General features: G+C 41.1%; 16 protein-coding genes. 4 read left to right on the plus strand and 12 right to left on the minus strand.

Annotated features, from left to right (window positions below; all coding sequences use genetic code 11):
• The first annotated feature begins 67 nt into the window (after nucleotides 1–67).
• From L1266_RS07775 to L1266_RS07785, 3 genes are all read left to right on the plus strand, one after another.
• Nucleotides 68–1108 carry a helix-turn-helix domain-containing protein gene (locus L1266_RS07775; RefSeq protein WP_166338733.1) on the plus strand — a complete coding sequence of 347 codons (1041 nt, stop codon included), beginning with the start codon at nucleotides 68–70 and terminating at the stop codon, nucleotides 1106–1108.
• A gap of 205 nt (nucleotides 1109–1313) precedes the next feature.
• Nucleotides 1314–2987 (plus strand): hypothetical protein, encoded by a 1674-nt coding sequence (locus L1266_RS07780; protein ID WP_235377224.1) that lies wholly within the window; start codon nucleotides 1314–1316, stop codon nucleotides 2985–2987.
• A 125-nt stretch (nucleotides 2988–3112) separates the two neighbouring features.
• The gene (locus L1266_RS07785; RefSeq protein WP_235377225.1) at nucleotides 3113–3844 is read left to right on the plus strand and encodes a MauE/DoxX family redox-associated membrane protein; all 732 of its coding nucleotides are present in this window, start codon (nucleotides 3113–3115) and stop codon (nucleotides 3842–3844) included.
• Nucleotides 3845–3898: 54 nt separating this feature from the next.
• Here L1266_RS07785 and tldD read toward each other — a convergent pair whose 3' ends face one another.
• The 9 genes from tldD to L1266_RS07830 form a co-directional block, all read right to left on the minus strand.
• Nucleotides 3899–5338 (minus strand): metalloprotease TldD, encoded by a 1440-nt coding sequence (gene tldD, locus L1266_RS07790; protein WP_054552780.1) that lies wholly within the window; start codon nucleotides 5336–5338, stop codon nucleotides 3899–3901.
• Nucleotides 5335–6165, minus strand: coding sequence for a carbon-nitrogen hydrolase family protein (locus tag L1266_RS07795; RefSeq protein ID WP_235377226.1), 831 nt, complete (start codon nucleotides 6163–6165; stop codon nucleotides 5335–5337). Before L1266_RS07795 ends, tldD begins: the two co-directional genes overlap by 4 nt.
• A complete protein-coding gene (locus tag L1266_RS07800) occupies nucleotides 6155–10012 on the minus strand; it encodes a YhdP family protein (RefSeq protein ID WP_235377227.1) in 3858 nt (1285 codons plus the stop codon). Before L1266_RS07800 ends, L1266_RS07795 begins: the two co-directional genes overlap by 11 nt.
• Nucleotides 10012–11484, minus strand: coding sequence for a ribonuclease G (gene rng / locus L1266_RS07805; protein WP_138616162.1), 1473 nt, complete (start codon nucleotides 11482–11484; stop codon nucleotides 10012–10014). The genes L1266_RS07800 and rng overlap by 1 nt, the downstream gene beginning before the upstream one ends.
• Before the next feature lies 1 nt (nucleotide 11485).
• Nucleotides 11486–12055, minus strand: a complete 570-nt coding sequence (locus L1266_RS07810; protein WP_138616160.1) for a Maf family protein — start codon at nucleotides 12053–12055, stop codon at nucleotides 11486–11488.
• The gene (mreD, locus tag L1266_RS07815; RefSeq protein WP_054552785.1) at nucleotides 12055–12534 is read right to left on the minus strand and encodes a rod shape-determining protein MreD; all 480 of its coding nucleotides are present in this window, start codon (nucleotides 12532–12534) and stop codon (nucleotides 12055–12057) included. Before mreD ends, L1266_RS07810 begins: the two co-directional genes overlap by 1 nt.
• Nucleotides 12527–13369, minus strand: a complete 843-nt coding sequence (mreC, locus tag L1266_RS07820) for a rod shape-determining protein MreC (RefSeq protein ID WP_054563354.1) — start codon at nucleotides 13367–13369, stop codon at nucleotides 12527–12529. The genes mreD and mreC overlap by 8 nt, the downstream gene beginning before the upstream one ends.
• Nucleotides 13369–14412, minus strand: coding sequence for a rod shape-determining protein (locus tag L1266_RS07825; protein ID WP_054552787.1), 1044 nt, complete (start codon nucleotides 14410–14412; stop codon nucleotides 13369–13371). The genes mreC and L1266_RS07825 overlap by 1 nt, the downstream gene beginning before the upstream one ends.
• 132 nt (nucleotides 14413–14544) lie before the next feature.
• The gene (locus L1266_RS07830) at nucleotides 14545–16572 is read right to left on the minus strand and encodes an SUMF1/EgtB/PvdO family nonheme iron enzyme (protein WP_138599266.1); all 2028 of its coding nucleotides are present in this window, start codon (nucleotides 16570–16572) and stop codon (nucleotides 14545–14547) included.
• Between the two features lie 271 nt (nucleotides 16573–16843).
• Here L1266_RS07830 and L1266_RS07835 point away from each other — a divergent pair, with 271 nt between their 5' ends.
• Nucleotides 16844–17710: a 1-aminocyclopropane-1-carboxylate deaminase/D-cysteine desulfhydrase gene (locus L1266_RS07835; protein ID WP_442960597.1), complete on the plus strand. Its 867-nt coding sequence runs from the start codon at nucleotides 16844–16846 to the stop codon at nucleotides 17708–17710.
• Here the strand turns inward: L1266_RS07835 and L1266_RS22365 are convergent.
• The 3 genes from L1266_RS22365 to drt4 form a co-directional block, all read right to left on the minus strand.
• Nucleotides 17707–19359 (minus strand): EAL domain-containing protein, encoded by a 1653-nt coding sequence (locus tag L1266_RS22365; RefSeq protein WP_235377229.1) that lies wholly within the window; start codon nucleotides 19357–19359, stop codon nucleotides 17707–17709. The genes L1266_RS07835 and L1266_RS22365 overlap by 4 nt on opposite strands.
• Nucleotides 19360–20112: 753 nt before the next feature.
• Entirely contained in the window at nucleotides 20113–20913 is an 801-nt protein-coding gene (locus L1266_RS07845; protein ID WP_235377230.1) for a DUF4145 domain-containing protein, read from the minus strand.
• Between the two features lie 335 nt (nucleotides 20914–21248).
• Nucleotides 21249–22823, minus strand: a complete 1575-nt coding sequence (gene drt4, locus L1266_RS07850) for an antiviral reverse transcriptase Drt4 (protein WP_235377231.1) — start codon at nucleotides 22821–22823, stop codon at nucleotides 21249–21251.
• Nucleotides 22824–24160: the final 1337 nt, after the last annotated feature.

The following is a 24160-nucleotide window of genomic DNA, read 5'->3' on the forward strand; positions in this document are numbered from 1 at the left end:
ATGCCTATGATTACAAAGTGATGGTGAGTTGTTAAACTCAGTTAAAAGAATAAAAACGTAAACTACTTTGCAATCAATCACTTTATTCCCTGTACACCTTGTACAGAGTATCTTTCTGTTTCAAATGTTATTTGGTGCATTATTAATTAATAGCCAAAAACAAAGTCGTTCCTTGGTACTGCTGTTTGCATTTCAAGGCTGTGTATGCGCCTTTAATCTGCTAGAAGGGTTAGGGTTTTCTAGTTACTTAATTACCCCTGCATTTACATTACTGTATGGGCCTATGATTTACTTTTTTACCTTGTCGATTACAGGTAAACAGCCCTTTAAAACATCACACTACGCGGTACACTTAATTCCTGCGGCTATTTCCTTGGCCTTTACCCACTACACGCAAGCGATCATTTTACTTGGTTCGCTCAGTCAACTTGGTTATTTCTACTTCGCTTATGGCATTTTAAAGCGCTATCACAAACAACTTATGCATGCGCGCTCAGATGCTGAGAGCCTTAAATTAAAGTGGCTGATCAAAGCATTATTTATTTTTGCCATTATTGTCGTATTTGATTTGCTGCGCATGAATGTGCAACCAATCACGCCGCTCGATTTAAAGATGCACTGGTATTTATTAAACGAAATACTGTTACTGCTAATGTTTAGCTTTTTGTTGTTTCACACCATCAAAAATAGCTTTCAATTCGAACCAGTCACATTGCCTGAAGAACCCGAAGCTGAACAAACTGATTCGGCTGACGAGCAACTAGCGCAGCAAATTTTCTCAACCATTGATAACTTGGTTATTAACGAATCGCTTTATCGACAACCTAGGCTCTCACTAAACGACTTAGCAAATCAAACCGGGCTCGGTAGTAAAGAAATATCTTGGGCTATTAACAGCTCTACGGGGAACAACTTTTGTGAGTACATCAACCAGCATAGAGTGAATGATGTTAAACGCGAAATAGAGCAAGACTCACCTCAAAAACTCAGCCTGATAGAGCTGGCATTTCAAGCAGGCTTTAATTCTAAATCGACTTTTAATGCCGTGTTTAAAAAAGAAACGGGATTAACACCGAGTCAATTTAAGAAGCAAACGCAAAAGAATTAGCTCATAAAACAGACAAAAAACGTCCTAAATCCTGTTTTAGGACGCTTTTTTACAACTCAAACGCTAATTTAAACAAAAAACAACTTTGAGACTCCTGATGTACAAGTCCTATTTTTTACTACTAACTTTGTGCCTATTAATAAACTTTTCGGGTTTTGCTTTAGCAACGAATCACTCTTTAGAGGTGACGAATCAAGCTTTAAAAGTGCAGCCAAGTCGCGTTGGTGCAAGCGACCCAATCGCTTACTTTCAATCGAAAACAGCAGCAATAGAATTTGCTAAACAACAAAACTGGGCTCAGGTGAATAAACTCACAAAAATGCTCATTAATGAATATCAACACGATGGCGATACTTGGTATTTACTTGGCCTCAGTTACTTTCAATTGGCCGATTATCAAAATGCCAGCAATGCTTTGCAACGCGCACTTGCAATTGGGACTAGCTTAAAAGGCATTCCTAATGGGGCCAGTAACCCGAACGATTTAATGGTGAAAATTGCAGAGGCATACGCAGAGCTTAAAAACCAACAGCAAGCCGAGTATTGGCTTAAAAAAGCACTAGCAGCAAGATGGGATGACCGCCCAACACTTGCTGGCACCAGCTTATTTAAATCTGGTATTAACCCTTACTTTGAACGCTTTGCACAATCAGCCAGTTATAAATCACTTGCAGGTAATAATTTGGATACTGAACTCAATCGAGATCAAAAATGGCGCGCCGATTTAGCGTTTTTAGTTTCAGAGATCAAACGTTTACACGTGGCAATGTATCAAAACATGAGCTCACAACAGTTTGCAGAAAAAGTAGCTGAGATTGATAAGTCGATTCCTATTCTAACCGATCAGCAAATTGTTTTTCAGTTTATGGAGCTAATTGCATTACTTGGCAATGGTCATAATCTATTGATCCCAGCATGGGGTGAAACAGGCAACTTTCAGCAACTACCATTTCAGTTTTATCAATTTAGTGACGGTTTATACATCAGCAAAGCAAGTAGCGATTACCAGCAATATGTTGGCTATAAAGTTGAGGCATTTGCCGATACACCAGCCCAGCAAGCTCTTGAGTTAACTAAACGTATTAATGCTCGCGATAATGAAATGCAAACCCTTTGGTTGGGTCCCTATTATTTAAGTTTGCTTGATGTGCTAAACGGGCTTGGCATTAGCAAAGGGAGCGAGGTAACACTTACGCTCAGCTCACCACAAGGCGCTATCACCACAGTTACACCAGCGCTCAAACCAATGCAATTTACAGGTTTTCCTAAGTTACCAAAACTTGCTGAGCACCCTACGCTTAGATACTTAGCAAAAAACAATACGCCGTTTTGGAGCGAACAAATCAAAACGAATAAATTACTGTATGTACAATTCAATGATGTGCGAAATAACAAAGATCTCACCCTTGCTGAATTTGCCATGCAGCTACAAACACAAATCAAACACGATGACATTGAGCATCTAGTATTGGATCTTCGCCATAACAGTGGTGGTAATGGCTCGCTCACCCCGCCTTTGGTGGCAACGGCCGCATTTTTTAACGTATTAAAACCACAAGGAAAGCTATTTATATTAATTGGCCGCAATACGTTTTCGGCAGGCCATGATGTAGCTGTAAAGATTGCCAATATAGTGCCAGCGATTTTTGTAGGTGAGCCATCAGGCACCCGCCCGAATGTGGCAGGTGAAGCTGGCTGGTTTAACCTGCCATACAGTAAACAAACAGGCCTTATTTCGAGCCAATTCCACCAGCAAAGCCGAGCGGAAGATCATCGAATCTGGTTAGCGCCCGATATGCCAATTACACTTTCTGCAAAAGACTACTTTGCAGGTATCGATCCGGTAATGGATGCTGTTTTAACTATAACTAAGCAATAACCAGTGCTGGCACAAACCTTGTAACTGTTAATAAAGTAACCAGTTATAGCAAGAGTTTGCTCTTGTTTACTGTGTAATTAAGTAGTTATTACGCAGTAAACAAGACATTTTTACAAGGAGGCACTGTGTCTAAGTCTGCAATTTTATATCGCATGGTGACCGATGAGCATATTTGCCCATTCGGTTTAAAATCAAAAGATTTACTAGAGCGTCATGGTTACGATGTTGATGATCGTCACTTAACCAGCCGTGAGCAAACTGACGAATTCAAACAGCAGCATGATGTAAAAACCACACCACAAACCTTTATCAATGATAAACGCATTGGTGGTTACGATGATTTACGCGACTTTTTTAATCTGCCCGAGGCTGGCCAACAAGGTACCAGTTATACCCCTGTTTTAGCCATTTTCGCAGTAGCTATGCTACTAAGCTGCGGTTTCACTTATGCCAGTGGTGAGGCTTTATTTTCAATGCAAAATCTGATGCTGTTTGTTGCATTATCCATGGCGGTATTAGCGATACAAAAGCTGCAAGACTTATACAGCTTTTCTAACTCATTTATTACCTATGACTTACTAGCCATGCGTGTCGTGCCCTACGCCTATGTTTATCCATTTATAGAGGCGTATGTAGCGATAGGTATGGTGGCTAAATTACCCGCCTTAGCTGTAGCACCATTTTCACTATTTATTGGTGGGATAGGTGCGATATCGGTTATTAAGGCTGTGTATATCGATAAACGAGAGCTGAAATGCGCCTGTGTTGGTGGCGACAGTAATGTGCCGCTCGGCTTTATCTCTCTGAGTGAAAACTTATTTATGATTGCCGCAGGTATATGGATGCTATTGAGCTAATACAAAAACGCGAGGGATTACCCTCGCGTTCACTATAACTATCAGTAGGGACAATTAAGCCGTACCACCCACAGTTAGGTTATCAATTTTAAGGCTTGGTTGACCCACACCAACAGGTACGCTTTGGCCATCTTTGCCACATACGCCAACGCCTTTATCAAGCGCTAAGTCGTTGCCTACCATCGAAATTTGCTGCATCACTTCTGGGCCATTGCCAATCAGTGTTGCGCCTTTGATAGGTTGCGTGATTTTACCGTTTTCAATTAAGTAGGCTTCAGAGGCACTAAATACAAACTTACCTGACGTAATATCCACTTGGCCGCCACCAAAGTTAGGCGCGAAGATACCTTTTTTCACTGAGCTGATGATATCAGCTTGGCTGTGCTCGCCACCTAACATATAGGTGTTGGTCATACGCGGCATAGGTAAATGAGCATACGATTCACGGCGTGCGTTACCAGTAGGGTTAACACCCATCAAACGGGCATTTAGCTTATCTTGCATGTAGCCCTTTAAAATACCGTTTTCAATAAGCACGTTATACGCAGCTGGTGTCCCTTCGTCATCCACGTTCAATGAACCACGGCGATCAGCAATGGTGCCATCATCCACGACTGTACACAGTTCAGATGCCACCTTTTGACCTACTTTACCGCTAAACGCTGATGCGCCTTTACGGTTAAAGTCACCTTCTAGGCCATGGCCTACCGCTTCGTGTAGTAACACACCCGGCCAACCTGCGCCTAGCACGACTTCCATGCTACCGGCAGGTGCATCGATTGCTTCAAGGTTTACTTTTGCTTGGCGAACAGCTTCTTCGGCGTATTCCATCCAGCGCGGTTTGCCATCGACTAATTCTTTAAAATAGCCATAATCTAAACGCGCACCGCCCCCTGCACCACCGCGCTCACGGCGGCCGTTCTTCTCCAGTAACACTGAGCAGTTTAAGCGAATAAGCGGACGAATATCGGTGGCAAAGGTGCCATCACTTGCAGCAATTAACACTTCTTCATAAACCGCCGACATTGAGCTGATAACTTGCTCAGCATCCGGTGCTAATTGACGAATATAGTTTTCAAGTTCGCGTAGCAGGCTTACTTTGTCATCGTTGCTCATGCTTTGAATTGGTTGATGCGGCGCATACTGTTGTTTAGCAGCTACATCACTGAATACTTGAATCGTTTTGTTTTCGCCAGCATTGGCAATGCTGCGCGCTGCCGTTGCTGCTTTGTTTAACGCTTCAAGGTTAATCGCATCTGAGTATGAAAAACCGGTTTTTTCACCGCTAACAGCACGCACACCCACACCACGCTCAACGTTGTATGAGCCTTCTTTTACTAAACCGTCTTCAAGCACCCAAGATTCGTGGTGACTCGATTGAAAATACAGGTCGGCATAGTCAACTTGATGTTGATGAATAAAAGCGAGCGTTTTTTCTAATTCTTCTCTTGTAAGTTGGCTGTCATGTAATAAATGCTGTTCAACCGTGTTCATAATAAATGCTCTCTAAATCGTTGCTGAGACTGCACAGGCATGTCTTGGCGAATTGTATTCAAGCGGTTTAAATCAAGCTCATGGCTGATAAACCCGGTACCAGAGGCAAGCTCACTGAGCGTTTCTCCCCATGGTGAAATAATAATGCTGTGACCATAAGTGTGACGGCCATTTTCGTGCTCGCCCCACTGCGCTGCGGCAACCACATAACATTGTGTTTCGATTGCACGTGCAGCTAATAAAATATGCCAATGAGCAGCACCGGTGACTGTGGTAAAGGCACTGGGCACTAAAATAAGCTCAGCCCCTTGGCGCTGCATGGCGGTAAATAAGCCACTAAAACGTAGATCATAACATACTGCTAAGCCAATTTTACCAAATGGCGAGTCGACCACCACAATATCATTGCCTGCTTGCGTCGCATCAGACTCTCGGTAACTGCGGGTAGTGTCGGCTACATCTACATCAAATAAATGAATTTTATTGTACTGCGCAACCACATCGCCTTGGTTGTTAAATAAAAACGAGGCGGCTAAATACTTACCATTTTGCTGCGAAACAGGCAGGGTGCCAGCGGCTAACCAAATATCATGTTGCTTGCATAAATCGGCAAGTTTCGCTTTATATGCCTCACTTTGGTGACCTAATTGATAGCTTGCTTGGCTTTGCTTACTAAAGATCAAAAAGCTTTCCGGTAAACACACTAGCAATGGCCGAGTTGGAGGTAACTGATTCAATGTCTCTGCTAAAAAAACGAGATTTTGCTCAGCATTCATACTTGAGCACATTTGTACTGCAACAACCTGTGGGTGAGGATTAGCCTTCATTATTATCTAAACTCGCTGAAGATGCGGCATCTTTTAATTTTAGTTGCGTCGACGACTGCGGCTGGCTTTGCGCGGCTTGCGGTAACGTCACTTCACGGCTCTTACGATCAACTTCTTCGACAACAGGGTCGTTCATACTGCCTGTTACTTTAAAGTTGATCTCTGAGATCACCCGCGCTGAGTGAATCACTTTGTCGATTGCCAGCGCAGCAAGACCACTTACCGGATTAACCATCCATGCCACAATCACTGGAATACTCGACGTTACCTGCGGCGCAACCGCTAGGTCGTAATCAATTTCAAAGGTATTTAAGTTTGTATGGCCTTTAATCATTAAATCAGCAGGCACACCATCAAGTTTGGTATCTTGAGTGTAAGCAATGCCCTTTTCTAGCTGCATCGTGCCTTGCATGCTGTTATAGAAAAAGCCTTTGGAGAATACATCTCTAAAGTCCAGTTTCAGCTTACGCACTAACGAGTCTAAACTCAGTAATGAGAATACTCGCGCACCACCATCACTGATCTCAGCAAGGTGTCCTTCACCTAAACGCCAATCTAACTCACCGGCTAAACTTGGTACATCAAAGCTATAAGGGGCGCCTTGCCAAGCAAGATCAAACTTAATATTGGCGTCAGAGTCTTTTACTGTAGTAGTGATATCAAACTCATCAAATAGCGCACCAATATCGTCACTTTGTAAGTTACCACTAAAGCGTGTTTGCCCATCGGCAAATTGCCCTTTACCGCGCAATACGTGATCGCCTTTGTCCACGACCAGCTCAGTAAACAAGAGTTTATCGTTCTCCCCAACTAAGCTGCTTTTAATTTTATCGAGCTGATACTCAGCGACTTTACAATCTTCACAGTTAAACTCGATGGCTGGGACTCGGGTTAACCAGCTTAAATCTTCAGGTTCAGTGCTTTGCTCTGTTTGCTCTGCAACTTCGTTAAAATTAATACGCAGGTAGTCAGTAAAAATTTGAATTGGTCTGCGTGTTTCACCGGTTGGGATCAGTGCATCGGCACGTAATTCTTTAGCATTTAGCTTTAACTCTAAATCTGATTGTTTTGGCGCTAAGCGAAATTCAAAATCATTAAAGTCGATATTGTGTAGTGCCAGTTTATTAAATTTGCCCGTTACGTTGTTGAATGCAGGCATCACACTTGGCGCATCTGACTTAACTTTGGTAAGCGCAATAATTTGATCAATTAAGCCAAACCAAGGCACTATTTCGGTTTCTGGTAAATCAATAGATACCGCAAAACCTTCACGGTTCAAACCTAAATCTTGATCTCCTAGAATTAGGTGGGCATTACTAAATTTCTTTTCGCCATTATCTAAAATCGCATTAAAAAATAACTGCTCATCAACATTTGCGGTGATCAAATTAGAAATACGGTCGCCCTGCACGACCGCAGTTAATGGCCATTTCTGCTCTGCGCCTTTGTTATAAGGTGCAGGTAGTTGGCTAGTCACACCGATTAAATTACCACTCACATCGGCGCGGTAATTAAAGTCATTCGGTAAAAAGTTAAGCGACACATTAATATCAACATCACTTTGACCGCTTAAGTAACCGGCCAGTAAACCATGGGCCTGTTCAATTAAAGGCTCAGCTTCAAGCGCTAACTTTATAGCAATTTCAGCGCGATAGTTATCAGCCACACTTTCACTGTTATAACTTGCAGTGAGCGGCATACCCATCCAATCTGCTTTGGCATTTTTTAAGTCGATTTTATCGTTGTTAAACTTAACAATACCGGTCATGTGATTAAGTGTGATCCCAGGCTGTGCAAGGTAAATCGGAATATTAGCTAACTCAACTTCACCAATCGCATCAACATGACCAGACTCTAGATCTACTAGTAATTCAATTTCAGCCTGCGCTTCCCCTTTAGCTTGAACTACCTGAAATACATCAGCTAACGGTTTTGCTAACGGAGTCGCAGAAAAGAAGGGATTAAGCTTATCGCCATGGGCGCGTTTATTAATAGCAACTTTTAAGACATCTGCATTCATTAAATCGGCAATACTGACATGCACGCTATCGCCAAGGACTAGATTAACCAACTTGCCCGACTTGCTATAGATATCCATGCGCTCATTTTCGAAATGTAGAATGACGTTGGCATCTTCAACTTCTGGCCAGCTTGGTGAAAACTTATAGTTCGCGTTTTCAACATTCGCTAACACTTCAAATTGACCTTGCTGCTCTTTGAACGGAAACCCTTTAAATGGCCCTGAGAACAACACTTGCGCTTTATTTACTTCGCCACCTTTAATGGCTCCATTGAGGTAGCTAACAAGGCTTTTGCTCATGACAGGTAACGGAAAATAATGCCCAGCGACTTTGGCATCAGGGGCATAGGCTTCAGCATATAAATCTAACCGCGGTTCATCAGTCAGGCTGAGCATCATCTCAGCAGCCACAGTTACTTCGTCGTTATCAAGCCAAATATTATCGCTACTAATGCGCCAACCATCATCGTAATGATGAAGGTCTAGTTCTACATTTAATTGGTTATAGGCAATATCTTGGCTAAAGCTGCCGTTTGTTAATAGTTGATTATTCTCGCCATAAAGCTGAATTCGCCCAGCTGATTGATTAATTAAGCCATTAACGCGGATAGCTTGCCCACCCGGAACACCTTGCAGCGACAGCCAATTAATTTGTTCGCCCTGAAACCAAAGTTGCCAGTTATCCTGCTGACCTAACTCAAGGTAGGCATCACTTAACTGACCATTGGGTTGACGAGCTAAAAACGGGGCAAGTACTTCAAAGTTACTTAACTGCGATAACTTGGCCAGCAATGCAAAATCAAATTGCTTTAACCAAATTTGATTTTTATCGCTAAGCTGAGCTTCAAATTGTAAGGTTGGCCATTGTTTTAAATCGCTTTCAAAGGTAAGTCCGGTGCTTTTTAAGCGCCAGCCACCTTGCTTTGGAAATAAATGAAAACCACCTTCGCTTAAACTAATTTGATGCGCTTCTTGGTTTTGTTGCCAGTTGATAAAACTCGGTAGCCACTGCACTTTTACATCGCTGATCAGGCCTTTATCAAGGCTAAACCAAGTTTGTAAGTTGATGTCTGAATTAAGCTGCTGCTTGTCGGTATTAATATATTGTGCCAGCCATTTAGATACATCAACGTTCGCCGCTTGCACATAGATATCACCTGCCATGGTTTCGAGGGTCGACCCATTCAATGCCATACGGGCGTCAAAGCTACCAACAGAAATTCCTGGTAGCGCTAATGTACCTGAGCCTTGATGTTGCTCAGGGGTATTTTGCCAGACAATGTTTTCAAGAATGAGCTTACGCTCTTTACCATCATTGAGGATAAAGTTAAGGCTACTATCTTGCACTGCAAAGTGCCCTGTTTCACCAAGAAACAAACCTTCAATAAGCTCTTTTTGCTCAAAGTTACCTGATTGTTGATTAGTGCCTAAATCAAGCATCGTTGGTAAATCGACATCAGCATGAAAACCATTGATCACAAAGTAGCTCGATTTAAGCTGACGGGTTTTTATAGATTCCCATAAGTTAACTTCAAGGCTCGCTTTATCAATGGTGAGTGCAATGGGTGAGGTTTGGTTATCTTCAAAGGAAATATCTTCGATAACTAAAGCAGGTCCTTTCCCCTGCCAACTGGCTGAGATTGAGCCAATCGCTAAATTTACATCAAAACGTTCATACAAAAACGCTTCAATGTCATCTTTATAGTCATTCGCGTATGGCAGTGAGTACTTTACCACAGAGACAATAACGGCCAGCAGTACGAGAGTAATAGCAAATACTTGCCATAACTTACGTAAACAATAAAAGCAGACCGTTTTTGCCTTCATTACATCATTACCACATCAAACTGTTCTTGGTTGTATAAACTCTCTGTTTGAATACTGACTTGCTTACCAATAAATAGTTCCAGCTCAGCAAGGTTGTGATACTCATCATTGATCAATGCTTCACTTACCGAAGGCGATGCGTAAACCATGAACTTATCAGCTGCATAGGCACGGTTTACCCTCACGATTTCACGCAAGATTTCGTAGCAAACCGTTTCGACCGTTTTTTGCGAGCCGCGCCCTGAACACGCTGGACACACATCACAAAGAATGTGCTCCAAGCTTTCGCGGGTGCGTTTGCGGGTCATCTCTACTAAGCCTAGTGCAGATAAGCCATTTATGTTGGCTTTTGCACGATCTTTTGCAAGCGCAGATTCAAGTGAATGCAATACTCGGCGTTTGTGCTCATCACTAATCATATCGATAAAGTCGATGATAATGATGCCGCCTAAATTACGTAAACGTAGCTGACGAGCAATCGCTGAGGTTGCTTCGATATTAGTATTAAAAATGGTCTCTTCGAGGTTACGATGGCCAACAAACGCACCGGTATTTACATCAACGGTTGTCATCGCTTCGGTTTGGTCGATAATTAAATAACCTCCCGATTTAAGCTCAACTTTACGATGTAGTGCTTTTTGGATCTCGGTTTCAACATCGAATAAATCGAAAATAGGTCGCTCACCCGGGTAGTATTCTAATGCTCCCGATAACAGCGGCACAAATTCTTCAGTAAATTCTTTAAGCTCTTGATAGGTTAGTTTTGAGTCAACACGAATACGCTCCATGTCTTCACCTACGTAGTCACGTAGAGTACGAAAAGCCAGTGTTAAGTCTTCATGCAAGATACTTTCTTTACTGGTTTTTTTGCGCTTAGTGACGATTTTTTGCCACAGCTTTTTTAAAAATTCCGCATCGTGACGTAGCTCTGCTTCAGATGCACCTTCTGCTGCGGTACGAACAATAAAGCTGCCGTCATCATCACCATATTCAGCAACAATTTTCTTTAAACGCGAACGTTCTTCTTCGGTTTCAATACGCTGGCTTACACCTACATGTGTTGCATCTGGCATAAACACTAAATAACGAGAAGGAATCGTGATATCGGTTGTTAAGCGCGCGCCCTTGGTACCTAGCGGGTCTTTAACCACTTGCACCATGATATGTTGACCTTGGCGCACAAGCTCTCGAATATCTTGTACTTTTTTGATTGGCTGTTCGTCAACGCCTTCTACAATTGAGGCACTGTTTACAATGTCTGATGCATGTAAAAAGGCGGCTTTCTCTAAGCCAATATCGACAAACGCAGCCTGCATACCCGGTAGTACGCGGCTGATTTTACCTAGGTAAATATTGCCCACGATCCCAAGGTTGCCAATTCGCTCTAATTGGATTTCTTGCAGTACGCCATTTTCGATAAGCGCAACGCGACTTTCGCTCGGTGTAACGTTGATCAGTAATTCGGTGCTCATGTTACCCTCTTAAAAATTCGTTTAATAACTGCTCTGTCTCATATAAAGGTAAGCCGACAACCGCAAAATAGCTACCCGAAAGATGACTCACAAAGCGGCCACCTAAGCCTTGAATGCCATAACCACCGGCTTTATCTTGCGGCTCACCACTATGCCAGTAGGCATCAATTTCCGCATCGCTTAGTGGTTTAAATGTAACATCGGTGACAACAAGGCAGCTTTTTACTTGCTCACTATCAGCAATTGCCACAGCCGTCATCACTTGATGAGTACGGCCAGATAAGCGCTTCATGGTGGCGGTAAAATCAGCTTGGTCTAGCGGCTTACCAAGTGCGGTATCATCAATGACAACCACGGTATCGCTGCCAAGTACTGGGCGGTCGGTGTAACCCATAGCAACGCCCGATTGTGCTTTGAGTTTGGCTAGGCGCTCTACATAGTCACGCGGGGCTTCGTTTGGGAATTGGCTTTCATCAGCATCAACGCTAAATTGAGAAAACTCAACGCCAAGTTGGCTGAGCAACTCTTTTCGGCGCGGTGATGCAGACGCCAAATAAATTGCGGTTTGCATTATCTAATCCTGAAATGACGGCGATATTTACGCAAAATTAAGAATATCCACCACCAACAAAGCATGCCGGTTAGCACTGGCCACATATAATGCGGGCTAAAATAAACGCCCATTAAAAAGTGGTTAAGCCAAAATTGCATGAGGTGGTAAAGCGTTAAAAACAAAGCAATTAAAATGCTTTGCTGCCATAAAGAAAAGTTTCTAATTTTTTGGAAGTTACTCGCAGTGATAAATATACACACCGAATAAGTCAGTGAGTTCACACCGAGTGGCGAACCTGATGCAAGGTCCATTAATAAACCAACGACCCAGGCTGTGCCAATATTTAGACGGTGCGGCACCGCTAACGACCAATACATTAATACCATTAACACCCAATCTGGGCGGTATGGCTCAAACGAAATTGGTAACGGCATTAGTGCCATTACCAATGCAAAAAAGATACTGATAGCAATCAGCAAAGAGTGACGACTATTCATTGCTGATGCTCTCCTGCTGATTACGCCACAGCACAACCAATAAGCGAATACGGTCAAGTTGCGCAATTGGCTCAGCATAAACTTGCGCAAAAGGACGCCCTTCATCGCGGTTAATTTCGGTCACCACGGCAACCGGATAACCCTCTGGGAAGGTACCACCAAGACCAGACGTAACCAAAATATCGCCAATGCGAACATCAAGGCTATGCGGTACATGCGAAAGCTTTACCACGTTAATTTTACCAATGCCCTCAACCACGGTACGCACATCGTTACGTAAAATACGCACAGGTGTGGCATGAGTTGTATCTGTCATCAGTAGTACGCGCGAGGTAGTTGACCCCACTTGAGTGATTTGCCCCACTACCCCCATTTCGTCAATCACAGCTTGGCCTTCGCTTAGGCCATCGGTTGTACCTCGGTTAATAACCACTTGGTGGCTATACGGGTTTGAGTGAACAGAGAGGACTTGTGCAATAATTTTACGATTTGATTGTTTAGCCGATGAACCGAGTAAAGCACGTAATTTATCGTTTTCACGAGATAGAAATGACAGTTGTTGTAGTTGTTCGCTTTGTAGTAACTGCTTCTTTTTTAATGCTTCGTTTTCGGTTAAAAGCTGTTCGCGGGTATGCAGATTCTTCGCGCCAATACTAAATAGCTCATAGGGCAAGTTGGCAAGGTAAATAAGTGGGCTAACTAGAGTGTTTAGGCTGGTGCGGATTGTTGTACCACCTTGCGTGTAGCGATCGCCCACGATCAGCACGACACTCAAAAGCACTGCGACAAAAAGCCGCAGTTGCAAAGAGATGGTACGACCAAAAAGTAACTTCATTAGTCGTAGCTAAATACGTCACCACCGTGCATATCAATCATTTCTAGTGCCTTACCGCCGCCACGTGCAACACAGGTTAATGGATCATCAGCAACCACAACTGGGATACCAGTTTCTTCCATTAATAAACGGTCTAGATCCTTTAATAATGCACCACCACCGGTTAATACCATACCGTGAGCAGAGATATCAGATGCAAGCTCTGGTGGAGATTGCTCAAGAGCAACCATTACCGCGCTTACAATACCCATTAATGGCTCTTGCAGTGCTTCTAAGATTTCGTGTGAGTTAAGGGTGAATGAACGCGGCACACCTTCCGCTAGGTTGCGACCACGTACTTCAATTTCAATTGGCTCATCTGTTTTGAAAGCCGAACCGATTTGGTGTTTGATGTTTTCGGCAGTTGCTTCACCAATTAAGCTACCAAAGTTACGACGTACATAGTTAATGATAGCTTCATCAAACTTGTCACCACCGATGCGTACAGATGAAGAGTAAACCACACCATTTAAAGAAATAATGGCAACTTCAGTTGTACCACCACCGATATCAACAACCATTGAACCGGTTGCTTCAGACACTGGTAGGCCAGCACCGATAGCCGCAGCCATTGGCTCTTCGATTAGATAAACTTCACGAGCACCGGCACCCATAGCCGACTCACGAATCGCACGTTTTTCTACTTGTGTTGCACCACAAGGCACACAGATAAGAACACGCGGGCTTGGGCGCATAAAGTTGTTGTTATGCACTTGCTTGATAAAGTGTTGTAGCATTTTTTCAGTCACGTAGAAGTCAGCAATGACACCGTCTTTCATTGGACGAATTGCTTTAATGTTACCCGGTGTACGACCTAACATTTGCTTAGCTTCGGTACCGACAGATGCTACGCTCTTAGGGCCACCAGCACGCTCTTGACGAATAGCAACAACTGAAGGCTCGTTTAATACAATACCTTCTTCTTTTACGTAAATTAGGGTATTGGCTGTACCCAAGTCGATCGATAGATCGTTTGAAAAAATACCACGGAGTTTTTTAAACATGAGGCTGGATGACCTTTGAAAATTCGTTCTTATACTAGCTGCTCTCACTCTATCATGCTAATCATGAAAAAGCGCAACTGCTTTAATTAAATTGCTAAAAAAGGAAGCATCCATTGCTTCCTTTTTAAATTCTTATCGTTCGCGTACTAAACGGAAACCGATATAGTTTGCACGAAAATCTGGCGCTAAGATTAAGCGCGTTGAAACGCGTGCTAGGCTTGGAGCAAAATTCCATGCACCGCCTCGAACAGCCACATCAGACTGCCCTGACTTTTTGTTTGTCCATTCCCACACATTACCTACTGTATCGTATAGGCCGAATGCGTTAGGAGAAAACGACCCTGTTGGTGCTGCGCTCCTGTTTGACCATTCGCTTCCACACCAGCCACAGTTCGCTAAATTTTTACCAATTTCGTTACCCCAAGGGTATTCAGTTTCTTTACCTGCACGTGCAGCGTATTCCCACTCAACCTCGTTTGGTAAACGAAATAACTGGCCTGTTTGACCCGATAACCAATCTGCATACGCTTTGGCATCGTTATAAGTTAAACAAACCGCCGGGAAATCGCTTTCTTGATCAAAACCCGGATTGCGCCAGTTTAGAGTAGCTTCCCAAACTGGTTCACCATTTAAGTAATATGCACAGCCGCGATCTTTTTCTGCTTCTGTTTTATAGCCGGTATTCGCAACGAATTGCTCATACTCACCAACGCTTACTTCTTTGCTTTGCATTGCAAATGAGTTAGCAATGGTTTTTTCTACCACTGGGCGCTCATTCGCTAACCCATTGCCGTTAATGTCACCCATCTTAAATTTACCAGCGGGAATAACTACAATGCTGGCAGAACTGGTTTTATTAACAATACTTGCAACAGGTGCTGTTACAGGTTGCTCTGGTGCCGCTGTCACTTCAGCAACAACTGGCTCAGGCACTTTAACTAGGTTTGCATTAATGGTTTGTGCTTTACGCAGATCAATTCGCGCTTTATAGCTTTTGTAGCCACGTTTGCGAATTTCAATATCATGAAAACCTTTTGGTAATGATGTCGTTAACCTAGTTGCACCATAGCTCACACCATCAATAAACACTTCGTCATCATAAACATTTGAACGCAGTGTTAATTCAACCATTTTAGATTTATTTTGATCAGGTAATGGTTCAACCTTAATTGGCTTTTTTACAGAATAATCGCTTACAGGTTGCTCATTAAAACGTGATACAGAGACCACTTGATTATTATCCTGAGAGTTACTGAATGTTAACTGACTATCTGAATACGTTGCGTCGTAATTTGCTTGATAATTACCGGCCAAAGGCGTGCCATAATCTGCACAAAAACGATTGTCTAAATTAAGTAGGCTACATAAACGACTGCTGTTTACATCACCGCGCATGGTCACGCTTAAATTAACGTTGTAGTTACCTTGACCACTAAAAGCACTGTTCACGACATGGCTACTTAAAATCTTAACCTGTGCACCGGCAAGGTTACGTTTCGGTTCAACTAAACGCTCTTCTGTTAAGTTAGCAAAAATCTGGTCTACAAAGCGTTTAGTGGCTTTTTGTAAGCCCATTTGTTGGCCACGCTGCTCACAGGCAGCAAGTGTTTCGGTGCGCTTACAGTTAATCGTATGATTAACCTCTAATGTGCCTTCACGAGTGAATTCGTTACGTAAACGCTCAACACGTGCCGTTGCTAACTGCTCTTTTAAACTTTCTAAGGTGTTTAACTGGGTGTGCTTTGATACACGAATTTGCTCAATGTCTTTTCTATGTGAAGCAATTGCCGCCAATTGCATCGAAATATCATCTTTGTTTTGTTTGTGATCAACCACAGCTTTTTGATAGCGCGACTGCGCATTGCTGATATCAAGAGTTGGGTCATCAATAAGTCGGCGGTACATCTCGTTCATTGCATCTAGCGCTTGGTTTTTTTCTTTATCTAGCTCAGTTGAGCGGGCGCGCAATAATTCGAGTTGTTTTTGTAACTGACTTTCTTCTTTTAGGTGTTTTTCGAGGATTAGGGTCGAGTTATCGTATTCGGCTTGTTTTTTACTGATCTCTGATTCAATGCCAGTTACCGTAGCTGTATCTTGTGCAAATGCACTTGTCGCTAGCAAACTAACTGAAATTAACAGAGATAAAGGAGCAATTCGCATATATTCCATTCCCAAAAAGCGGCAATTATTTGGTCATTATTATTTTTTATAATTAAACTCTTATGCTATGTACTTGCAAGGCAAAACACAAGCTTTGTTCAATTATTATCTCAGTTTACCTCTATTACCTTAGTTGATGCCAGTAAATAACAAAATCATTTTGGTTTAATTGACTAATTTCTATCTCTAAGACGACTTTGCTACAATTGGGCGTGTTTATTTACTAAAAAATGATACCGTGAATAGTTCTTTTGAATCACCAGTACAAACAATTCATCACCCCTTATTAGCGGCACGTAAAGTTCAGCTCAGCATCAAGCGTGATGATCTTATTCACCCGCAAATTAGTGGCAACAAATGGCGTAAGCTAAAATTTAACTTGCAAGCCATGCAGCAACAGAAGAAATCTGAACTACTCACTTTTGGTGGTGCATTTTCCAACCATATTCATGCCACAGCAACTGCGGGTAAACTATTTGGTTTTAAAACCCACGGCATTATTCGCGGCCCTGAACTAGACGAAGCAAATCCAACACTCAACTACGCAAAGCAATGCGGTATGAGCTTACACCCAGTAAATCGAATTACTTACCGGTTAAGGCACGACCAAACTTACCTAGCACAATTGCAAGCACAATTTCCTAATGCCTACATACTGCCAGAAGGCGGCACCAACGCAGCTGCGCTTTTAGGTTGCAAAGAGTTAGCACAGAGCCTACCAAGTTCTGATGTGATTGTTTGCCCTACTGGCAGTGGCGGTACATTGGCGGGGTTAATTGAAGGCGCACCGCAGCACACAAAGCTGTTAGGTGTCGCAGTACTGAAACAAGCGAACTACTTAATTGATGAGATAAAGCAGCTAAGTAATAAAGCAAATCAGCAACAAAACTGGCAGCTGCTTTGCGACTTTCATGATGGTGGCTACGGAAAGTTTAGCGATAACTTGTGGCAATTTTGCCAAACTTTTAGCAAGCAACACACTATTCCGCTTGAGCCAATTTACAGCGGTAAAATGCTCTTTGCTGTATGGCAACTTATAGAGCAAGGCTACTTTGCTAAAGGTTCGCACATCATTGCAGTCCATACAGGTGGGCTACAAGGGTTAAATGGCCTCAAGTACCGAGGCCTCATTGACTAACTATAGGGCGTAATATCCGCCAGCTTTTGTAATGGCTCGGCAAAGTAAAAACCTTGAGCAGCGATGACACCTAGGTTTTTTAAGGTCGCAAGTTCGTTCTGTGTTTCAACTCCAACTGCATAGACAGGAAAGTTTAGCTCTGCCCCTTTAGTAATTATTTGCTTAACAATTTTTTGTTGCTGAGTACTTGTGTCTATATTATGAATTAGCTCTAAAGCTAGCTTAATACTACAAATGTTATTAATGCCTTTGTAGGTCGCTAGGTGCTCACTGCTGCGTACATTATCAATAACTATACCTGCCGAGAGTTTTTCTAAACACTCGAACTGTGTACTAAGCTTTTTATGCTGTTTTAAATAATCATCTTCGCTGAGTTCAAATTGCAACCTGTCGATACACTTAAAGTCATCTGTCTGCTGATTTAACCAATCCCAAAACTCATCATTGAACCAGTTCATCGCATGCAAGTTAATACTTACCTTTAAGCTACCAGACTCATTCAACAACATCTTTTTTACTTGTAAAATTACGGTTTTATCTAACAGTAAAACATCTTTTTTACTACTCATGTGTGGAATAAAGTGCCTAGCAGCAAGCAAACCTAAGCTTTTGTGTCGAATACGGATCAATGCCTCATGCTGCAAAATATCGCCCGTTTGCAAGTCAAATAACGGCTGAAAAAACAACATAAAGTGTTTTTTCTTTATATACTCAAAAAGATGTTCTTTGCTATCAGCCAGCATGTTTGACTGCGTGTGACCAAAAGGTAAGCGATGAATATGCTGCCAAGCGCTTTGTTTCGCCAGTGCTAATGCCGATTTAGTAAGCTGATAAACCACTGCCTGATCAGCCCCTGTGCGGTAATTACACACACCAATTTTTATATCAGCGCGAGACAAATCACTACGGTAATTTAGACAAGCTTGATATATAACTTGATGTAGTCGCTTTGTGTATTTATCAATTTCAGTGGCAGGTACATTATTTAAGGTGACAGCGATACCGCCAGAAGGCAGTAATTTAACAGAGCGATTTACAAGCTCACCAAAGCCTTTAGCAATCACTAATTTAAAGTAGTTATCGATATCAAGGTTAGCAGGAAACGGGCTTTTCCAAAAAAATAGTGCAAACAAATGATTATAATTAGTTGGCACACCATATAAGATATTCAAATCTTGGTGCGCTAATGGTTTTGGAGATGTTAACTGCTTTGGCGGTGCCTCAACCACTTGCTGCTCTTGGCTTTGTATTTGTGGCTGCTCTAAGGTTTCTAATTGCTTGAACATTTTTTTCCACCAACGGAAACCCCAATACCCAGTGCCAAGCAATATTAAATTTAAAAATATAAATAAGTGACTTTCAACTAACCATGAAGGCCAATGAAATAAGCGTAAATTAACAGTCTTATAGCTAAAAACCTCCTGCTCAAGATCGATAAAATTCGCAAAGTTTTGCGGAACGTCGCTAGCATTCATTGCAAAGCCTTGGCTTTTAACTAATGTGGCAATGATGTCTTGCGACACAACCGGATCAAGGTTCAGCTCATACACCTGCTTGGCTAGTTCAGTGCCTGTTCGGTGCACTTTGTCGTGTAACACATCACTTAAAAAAATATTAAAAACAACTAACAGCAAAAATGCGGCCGCCACGTAGATGGCCTCCGGTTGCTTTATTCGTGAAGTTAAGTCTCGTTTCATTTCACAGGTTAGTTGCTTAAACATACACAAAGTGTTGTTCAAGAACCCTATAAATACAAGGCTGCGGGGCGATTTAAAGCAATATCAGAAATATCCTATAACCAGCGCTGTCAAAAGTTTTGTAATTTTAAACACCTAGCAAAAAGAGTTAATGAGAATTATTTTGTAATCAACACAACCCAAACAAAAGTAGTGATTACGAAGTATTGCGTAAATAAAAAACCCAGCAACTAAGCTGGGTTTTAAAAATTAACTCTACAATCTAATTATATTGTGAATTAAAACGGTTATCCAAGACAAAACACACAAAATCAGGGTCAGTACAGCAACAAAATTCTTAACTGTCAATACCTTAACCCAAGTGACCCTAATTTATTTTTAAACATTAAAAAACAATAATGTAGATAAACTATACTATTTCCTACCAATTACGGTTAAATTTAAACATTTTTCAACATTTCTGCTAAGACAAGAAGTGCCCACTTAGCATCGCTAATAATTTAACAAGCTTCGTAAATAATGAGCTAACATATAGCTTATTGAAGCTCGATTAACAGTGCTTTATCATATCTAAAATTGCGTATATGTCAGAGGTGGATATTTACCCCCTCTCTAAAGGGCGATAACACAAGACAATAATGAGGAATAAGGTGAATCAGCGCTCCAACGCTCGATAGCCTTAAGTTGCATGTATGGCTCTGAAGCTCATTTATGTTGATTTAACACGAACAGCATCTTTGTAACAAATAAACGTGACAATTTCATTATATGTTGTGCCGTTTCCATAGTCGTTCCTCCTTCATGTATTGCTTTATTTCTTGCCTTTCTTACCACATTAAGTAAATCAATATCCTGTGGCGACAGGATGTCCATTTCTCCTGCGATTTGAACAAGTTCATAAAAATTTTGACCGGTTGGAGCTTTGACATCGCTTAAAAACCTTCTCAGAAATGCCTCTACGACCCGTCCTGACTCATTAACAGCCATATCATAAATACCAACTGAGAACGCTTTTTCCGCCCTAGCCAATAATTCCAATTCTTCATCTTTCTCTTTTGTAATTTTTTCCTCATTAAATTTGTTTTTGATGGTCTGGGATAATAGCTTAATGAGATTCTTGCCGAAAAATCCTGAAAGAAAAGCGGCAGTAGCAGATAAAACGCTAGGGGGTATCTGTGTTATCAAACTACCAACAAGAGAACCCATCACGGTCAATGCCCAAAAAAGTAAAAAAATAGGTGGAGTTGCAAGAGCTATTGAGTAACAAACATTACTAATGGTATCAAATAACTTTAAGTGTTTAGATGAAGCAAACTGTAGTGAAATAAAATATACAGCTAAACCTAAGCAAGCTGTAAGAAAAAAGTATGCGTGTTTAATTGTAAGTTTGATTTCAAAAAACTCGAACCCAAAACTGCCAGATACATCTACAAGTGGTTTGATTGCAAATACTGCTGCCAATAAACCAACAGTAAAACCAACCTTTGTTTTAAAAAAATCGTCCATCTTTGCAGATAATCTCCAAGAAGCCTAACAATTGAATAGCACGCTCACTTTTCTACAGTATGTAGTTTTAACAAATCACATAAGGGATTGCTATCATTACGTTTTCTAAAAGTCTTGGCAAAGTTATATTGAAAAAACATGTGTATATTGCTTATTTCTTGAATATAAGAGCAAGGGGCAGTTTGACCAATCAATTAAAATGAGATTTAGCCGTTCTCAATGACTTGTTATCGATCTAAGCCAAACTACAAAACAGACCATAGTGTACATTGATTACCTATGTTATGCACAAAGAAAACCTATCTTTAAAAGCTTTATTTAGCTAAGTAGTTAATCTAAAAATCAGGAAAAATTAATGAAATAGCAATTTTTTCTGAGTCTTTTTCGGCCTCTGTTATATTTTCCTCAGGTAGGAAATTAACACTAAACGACTTTAAAATATTGAATGTATCATCATCTTCGTAAGGGTTCTCTATATGGTTGTTAATGAACAGTTGATATAACAAAATCCAGTAATTATCTTTAGAGTACAAATCACTAGCAATTATAGAGTCAACTAACGATTGGATGGCAGGAGTGAACCCTTGATAAGAAGCAACTAATGTTAGAGCTAAACAATCTTTGCTAGAAATGACTTTTTCAATAGCCTCTTCAGAAGGCGTCAAACCTTTTGAGTAGATGATAAATAGTGGCCAGCACATACCATCGCTTCTGCGTTTAATCGCACTTTCTATGATAATGGAGTTTAAATGGTGCTCGTAACTTTCAATATCAATTTGGTGAGTTGTACTAAGTATATCTAGGAATGGTATTAAAATTGGGTAGTGCCAGCTTAAGTTTAATACTTCTTGAAAAACGGTCTCAGCCCCACTCACATCAATGTGAGAAGCTAATAGCTGAATTGCGTACTTCAACACGCTCCCATCTGGAGTTTTTTCATTTAATTTTAAGGCTTGATTTATAAATGTTAAAGACTCTGGGGCCAAGAAGACCTCTTTTTGGTCTCCGTCCTTCTCAACAGTTTTTTTTACTGGTACACAACTTAATAGGTCCAAAACCCATTCATCGTCACTAGGTGATGGTAGTGTAAATGTACGAGTTTTGCCTAAGTTTATTGATAATTTAAACTCCGCTAGCATGTGTTCAAGATCAATTATAAACGCTTCTGATTGGGTGTCAGTATTACAATAGCAATTGTAATCATCTACATACCGCTCAAAATCGTACCCCTTTTCCCTCAGTTTTGAGTCTATACTTGATAGAATTGTTTCGACAATAATTGAAGACGTTCCCGCTCCAATCGGGATACCTTGAGTCTCGTTTCTTTTACATGCACGTGTAAACATATCCATTCTGTTATACCAGAGGTTATTACTCCGGTTAGCCTTGGCCGCATCTACACCGACTATCGCCCAAGGAATCGAATGACTATAAATACTATTAAAGCAATTAGCTATATCAGTGGAAACTCTTACTTTTTTAGCAAAGCTTGACTGAATAACTCTTCTTTTTTTACTAATTGGGCTTTCGTAATTCATTACAAAAGCCCTACCATCCTGCCTAATCTCTGGTGTTATACGGCTACTTTCGTTTTCAGAGATATGCCTTAACGAACTCCAGTTATCAATGATATTTTTGGTTAGATCTGAATACGCCTTAGGGTGTATTAGCGCTAGAGTTCGAGAAACGTTATTGTATCTTGTAGAACGAAACTCTACTACATCAAAACCTAAACCTTTTCTTTCCTTAGATTTATCCTGCGAAGCTATTGCTTCATTTACTTCAGGTGTAAATTGGCGTGTAGAAAAACATGGCGGAAGCTCGCCCATATATTCTTTTTGATTAGGAAAGTAATTAAAGCGTGTCAAAGCAACATATAAGTCGCGTTCTTCATTGTATGAAAGCACCATCCTAGCAACCTTGATTAAATTGATATTTTTAGTTTGAGTAATAAAAGAACACCAACTCAGTACACATTTATTTCGTCCGGCATTCCACTTATTGAGGCAAAAATCCTATTAGTAAGTGAGTAAATTATTCTTTTCTATCTAGTCCACTCCTTTCTAACCCATTATTACAAACACTCCGGAATTAATTAGTTTTAAATATTTTCACTAGATTTCACCCCAAGATGATCGCAAAATAACTCTCAAATTTGCCGTGATTCGATAAATATGGGGTGAAAACGCCCTAAGACACTTCCAATATTCGTTGATAACGTTAATTTCACCCCAAGATGATCGCAAAATAACTCTCATATTCGCCGTGATTCGATAAATATGGGGTGAAAACGCCCTAAGACACTTCCAATATTCGTTGATAACGTTAATTTCACCCCAAGATGATCGCAAAATAACTCACATATTCGCCGTGTTGCGATAAATATGGGGTGAAAACGCACTAAGACACCACCAATATTCGTTGAGAAGGTTAATTTCACCCCAAGATGATCGCAAAATAACTCTCAAATTTGCCGTGATGCGATAAATATGGGGTGAAAACGCCCTAGACACTTCCAATATTCGTTGATAACGTTAATTTCACCCCAAGATGATCGCAAAATAACTCTCATATTCGCCGTGTTGCGATAAATATGGGGTGAAAACGCACTAAGACACCCCCAATATTCGTTGAGAAGGTTAATTTCACCCCAAGATGATCGCAAAATAATTCTCATATTCGCCGTGTTGCGATAAATATGGGGTGAAAACGCACTAAGACACTCCCAATATTCGTTGAGAAGGTTAATTTCACCCCAAGATGATCGCAAAATAACTCTCATATTCGCCGTGTTGCGATAAATATGGGGTGAAAACGCCCTAAAACACTTCCAATATTCGTTGATAACGTTAATTTCACCCCAAGATGATCGCAAAATAGTTCTCACATTAGCCGTGATGCGATAAATATGGGGTGAAAACGTAATAAGAAACTTCCAATATTCGTTAAAATGGCTTACACGCCGAGGACAGCTTATAATTTCATCTTAAAAGTCTACAATAAGTACGTCCAACTTTTGTAAATATTTTTCAATCTAATTAAATGTAAAACTTATGTTATTCCTAAACTACCTTCTCTTTCATTTCTTGTATTAAAGGCATTGCATTTAAGTTATTGAAAGGCCTTGTTGATCAAATGCAGCTCTCTAATAAACTCACTTAACTTACTGATATTTAGGCAGACCAAGGGTGTTGATCTTATTTAGCGCCTTCACTTTGATCATCGCTTCAACCAGTTGGCGATTGTA

Source organism: Pseudoalteromonas sp. Cn5-37, assembly GCF_021532495.1.
GTDB classification, from domain to species: Bacteria; Pseudomonadota; Gammaproteobacteria; order Enterobacterales; family Alteromonadaceae; genus Pseudoalteromonas; species Pseudoalteromonas simplex.

Excerpts from the sequence above, each read along its gene's own strand:
- L1266_RS07845 (WP_235377230.1), bottom strand. The coding sequence starts at position 20,913 with ATGGACGATTTTTTTAAAACAAAGGTTGGTTTTACTGTTGGTTTATTG.
- rng (WP_138616162.1), bottom strand. The coding sequence starts at position 11,484 with ATGAGCACCGAATTACTGATCAACGTTACACCGAGCGAAAGTCGCGTT.
- L1266_RS07825 (WP_054552787.1), bottom strand. The coding sequence starts at position 14,412 with ATGTTTAAAAAACTCCGTGGTATTTTTTCAAACGATCTATCGATCGAC.
- L1266_RS07810 (WP_138616160.1), bottom strand. The coding sequence starts at position 12,055 with ATGCAAACCGCAATTTATTTGGCGTCTGCATCACCGCGCCGAAAAGAG.
- tldD (WP_054552780.1), bottom strand. The coding sequence starts at position 5,338 with ATGAACACGGTTGAACAGCATTTATTACATGACAGCCAACTTACAAGA.
- drt4 (WP_235377231.1), bottom strand. The coding sequence starts at position 22,823 with ATGGTGCTTTCATACAATGAAGAACGCGACTTATATGTTGCTTTGACA.
- L1266_RS07830 (WP_138599266.1), bottom strand. The coding sequence starts at position 16,572 with ATGCGAATTGCTCCTTTATCTCTGTTAATTTCAGTTAGTTTGCTAGCG.
- L1266_RS07800 (WP_235377227.1), bottom strand. The coding sequence starts at position 10,012 with ATGAAGGCAAAAACGGTCTGCTTTTATTGTTTACGTAAGTTATGGCAA.
- mreC (WP_054563354.1), bottom strand. The coding sequence starts at position 13,369 with ATGAAGTTACTTTTTGGTCGTACCATCTCTTTGCAACTGCGGCTTTTT.
- L1266_RS07795 (WP_235377226.1), bottom strand. The coding sequence starts at position 6,165 with ATGAAGGCTAATCCTCACCCACAGGTTGTTGCAGTACAAATGTGCTCA.
- mreD (WP_054552785.1), bottom strand. The coding sequence starts at position 12,534 with ATGAATAGTCGTCACTCTTTGCTGATTGCTATCAGTATCTTTTTTGCA.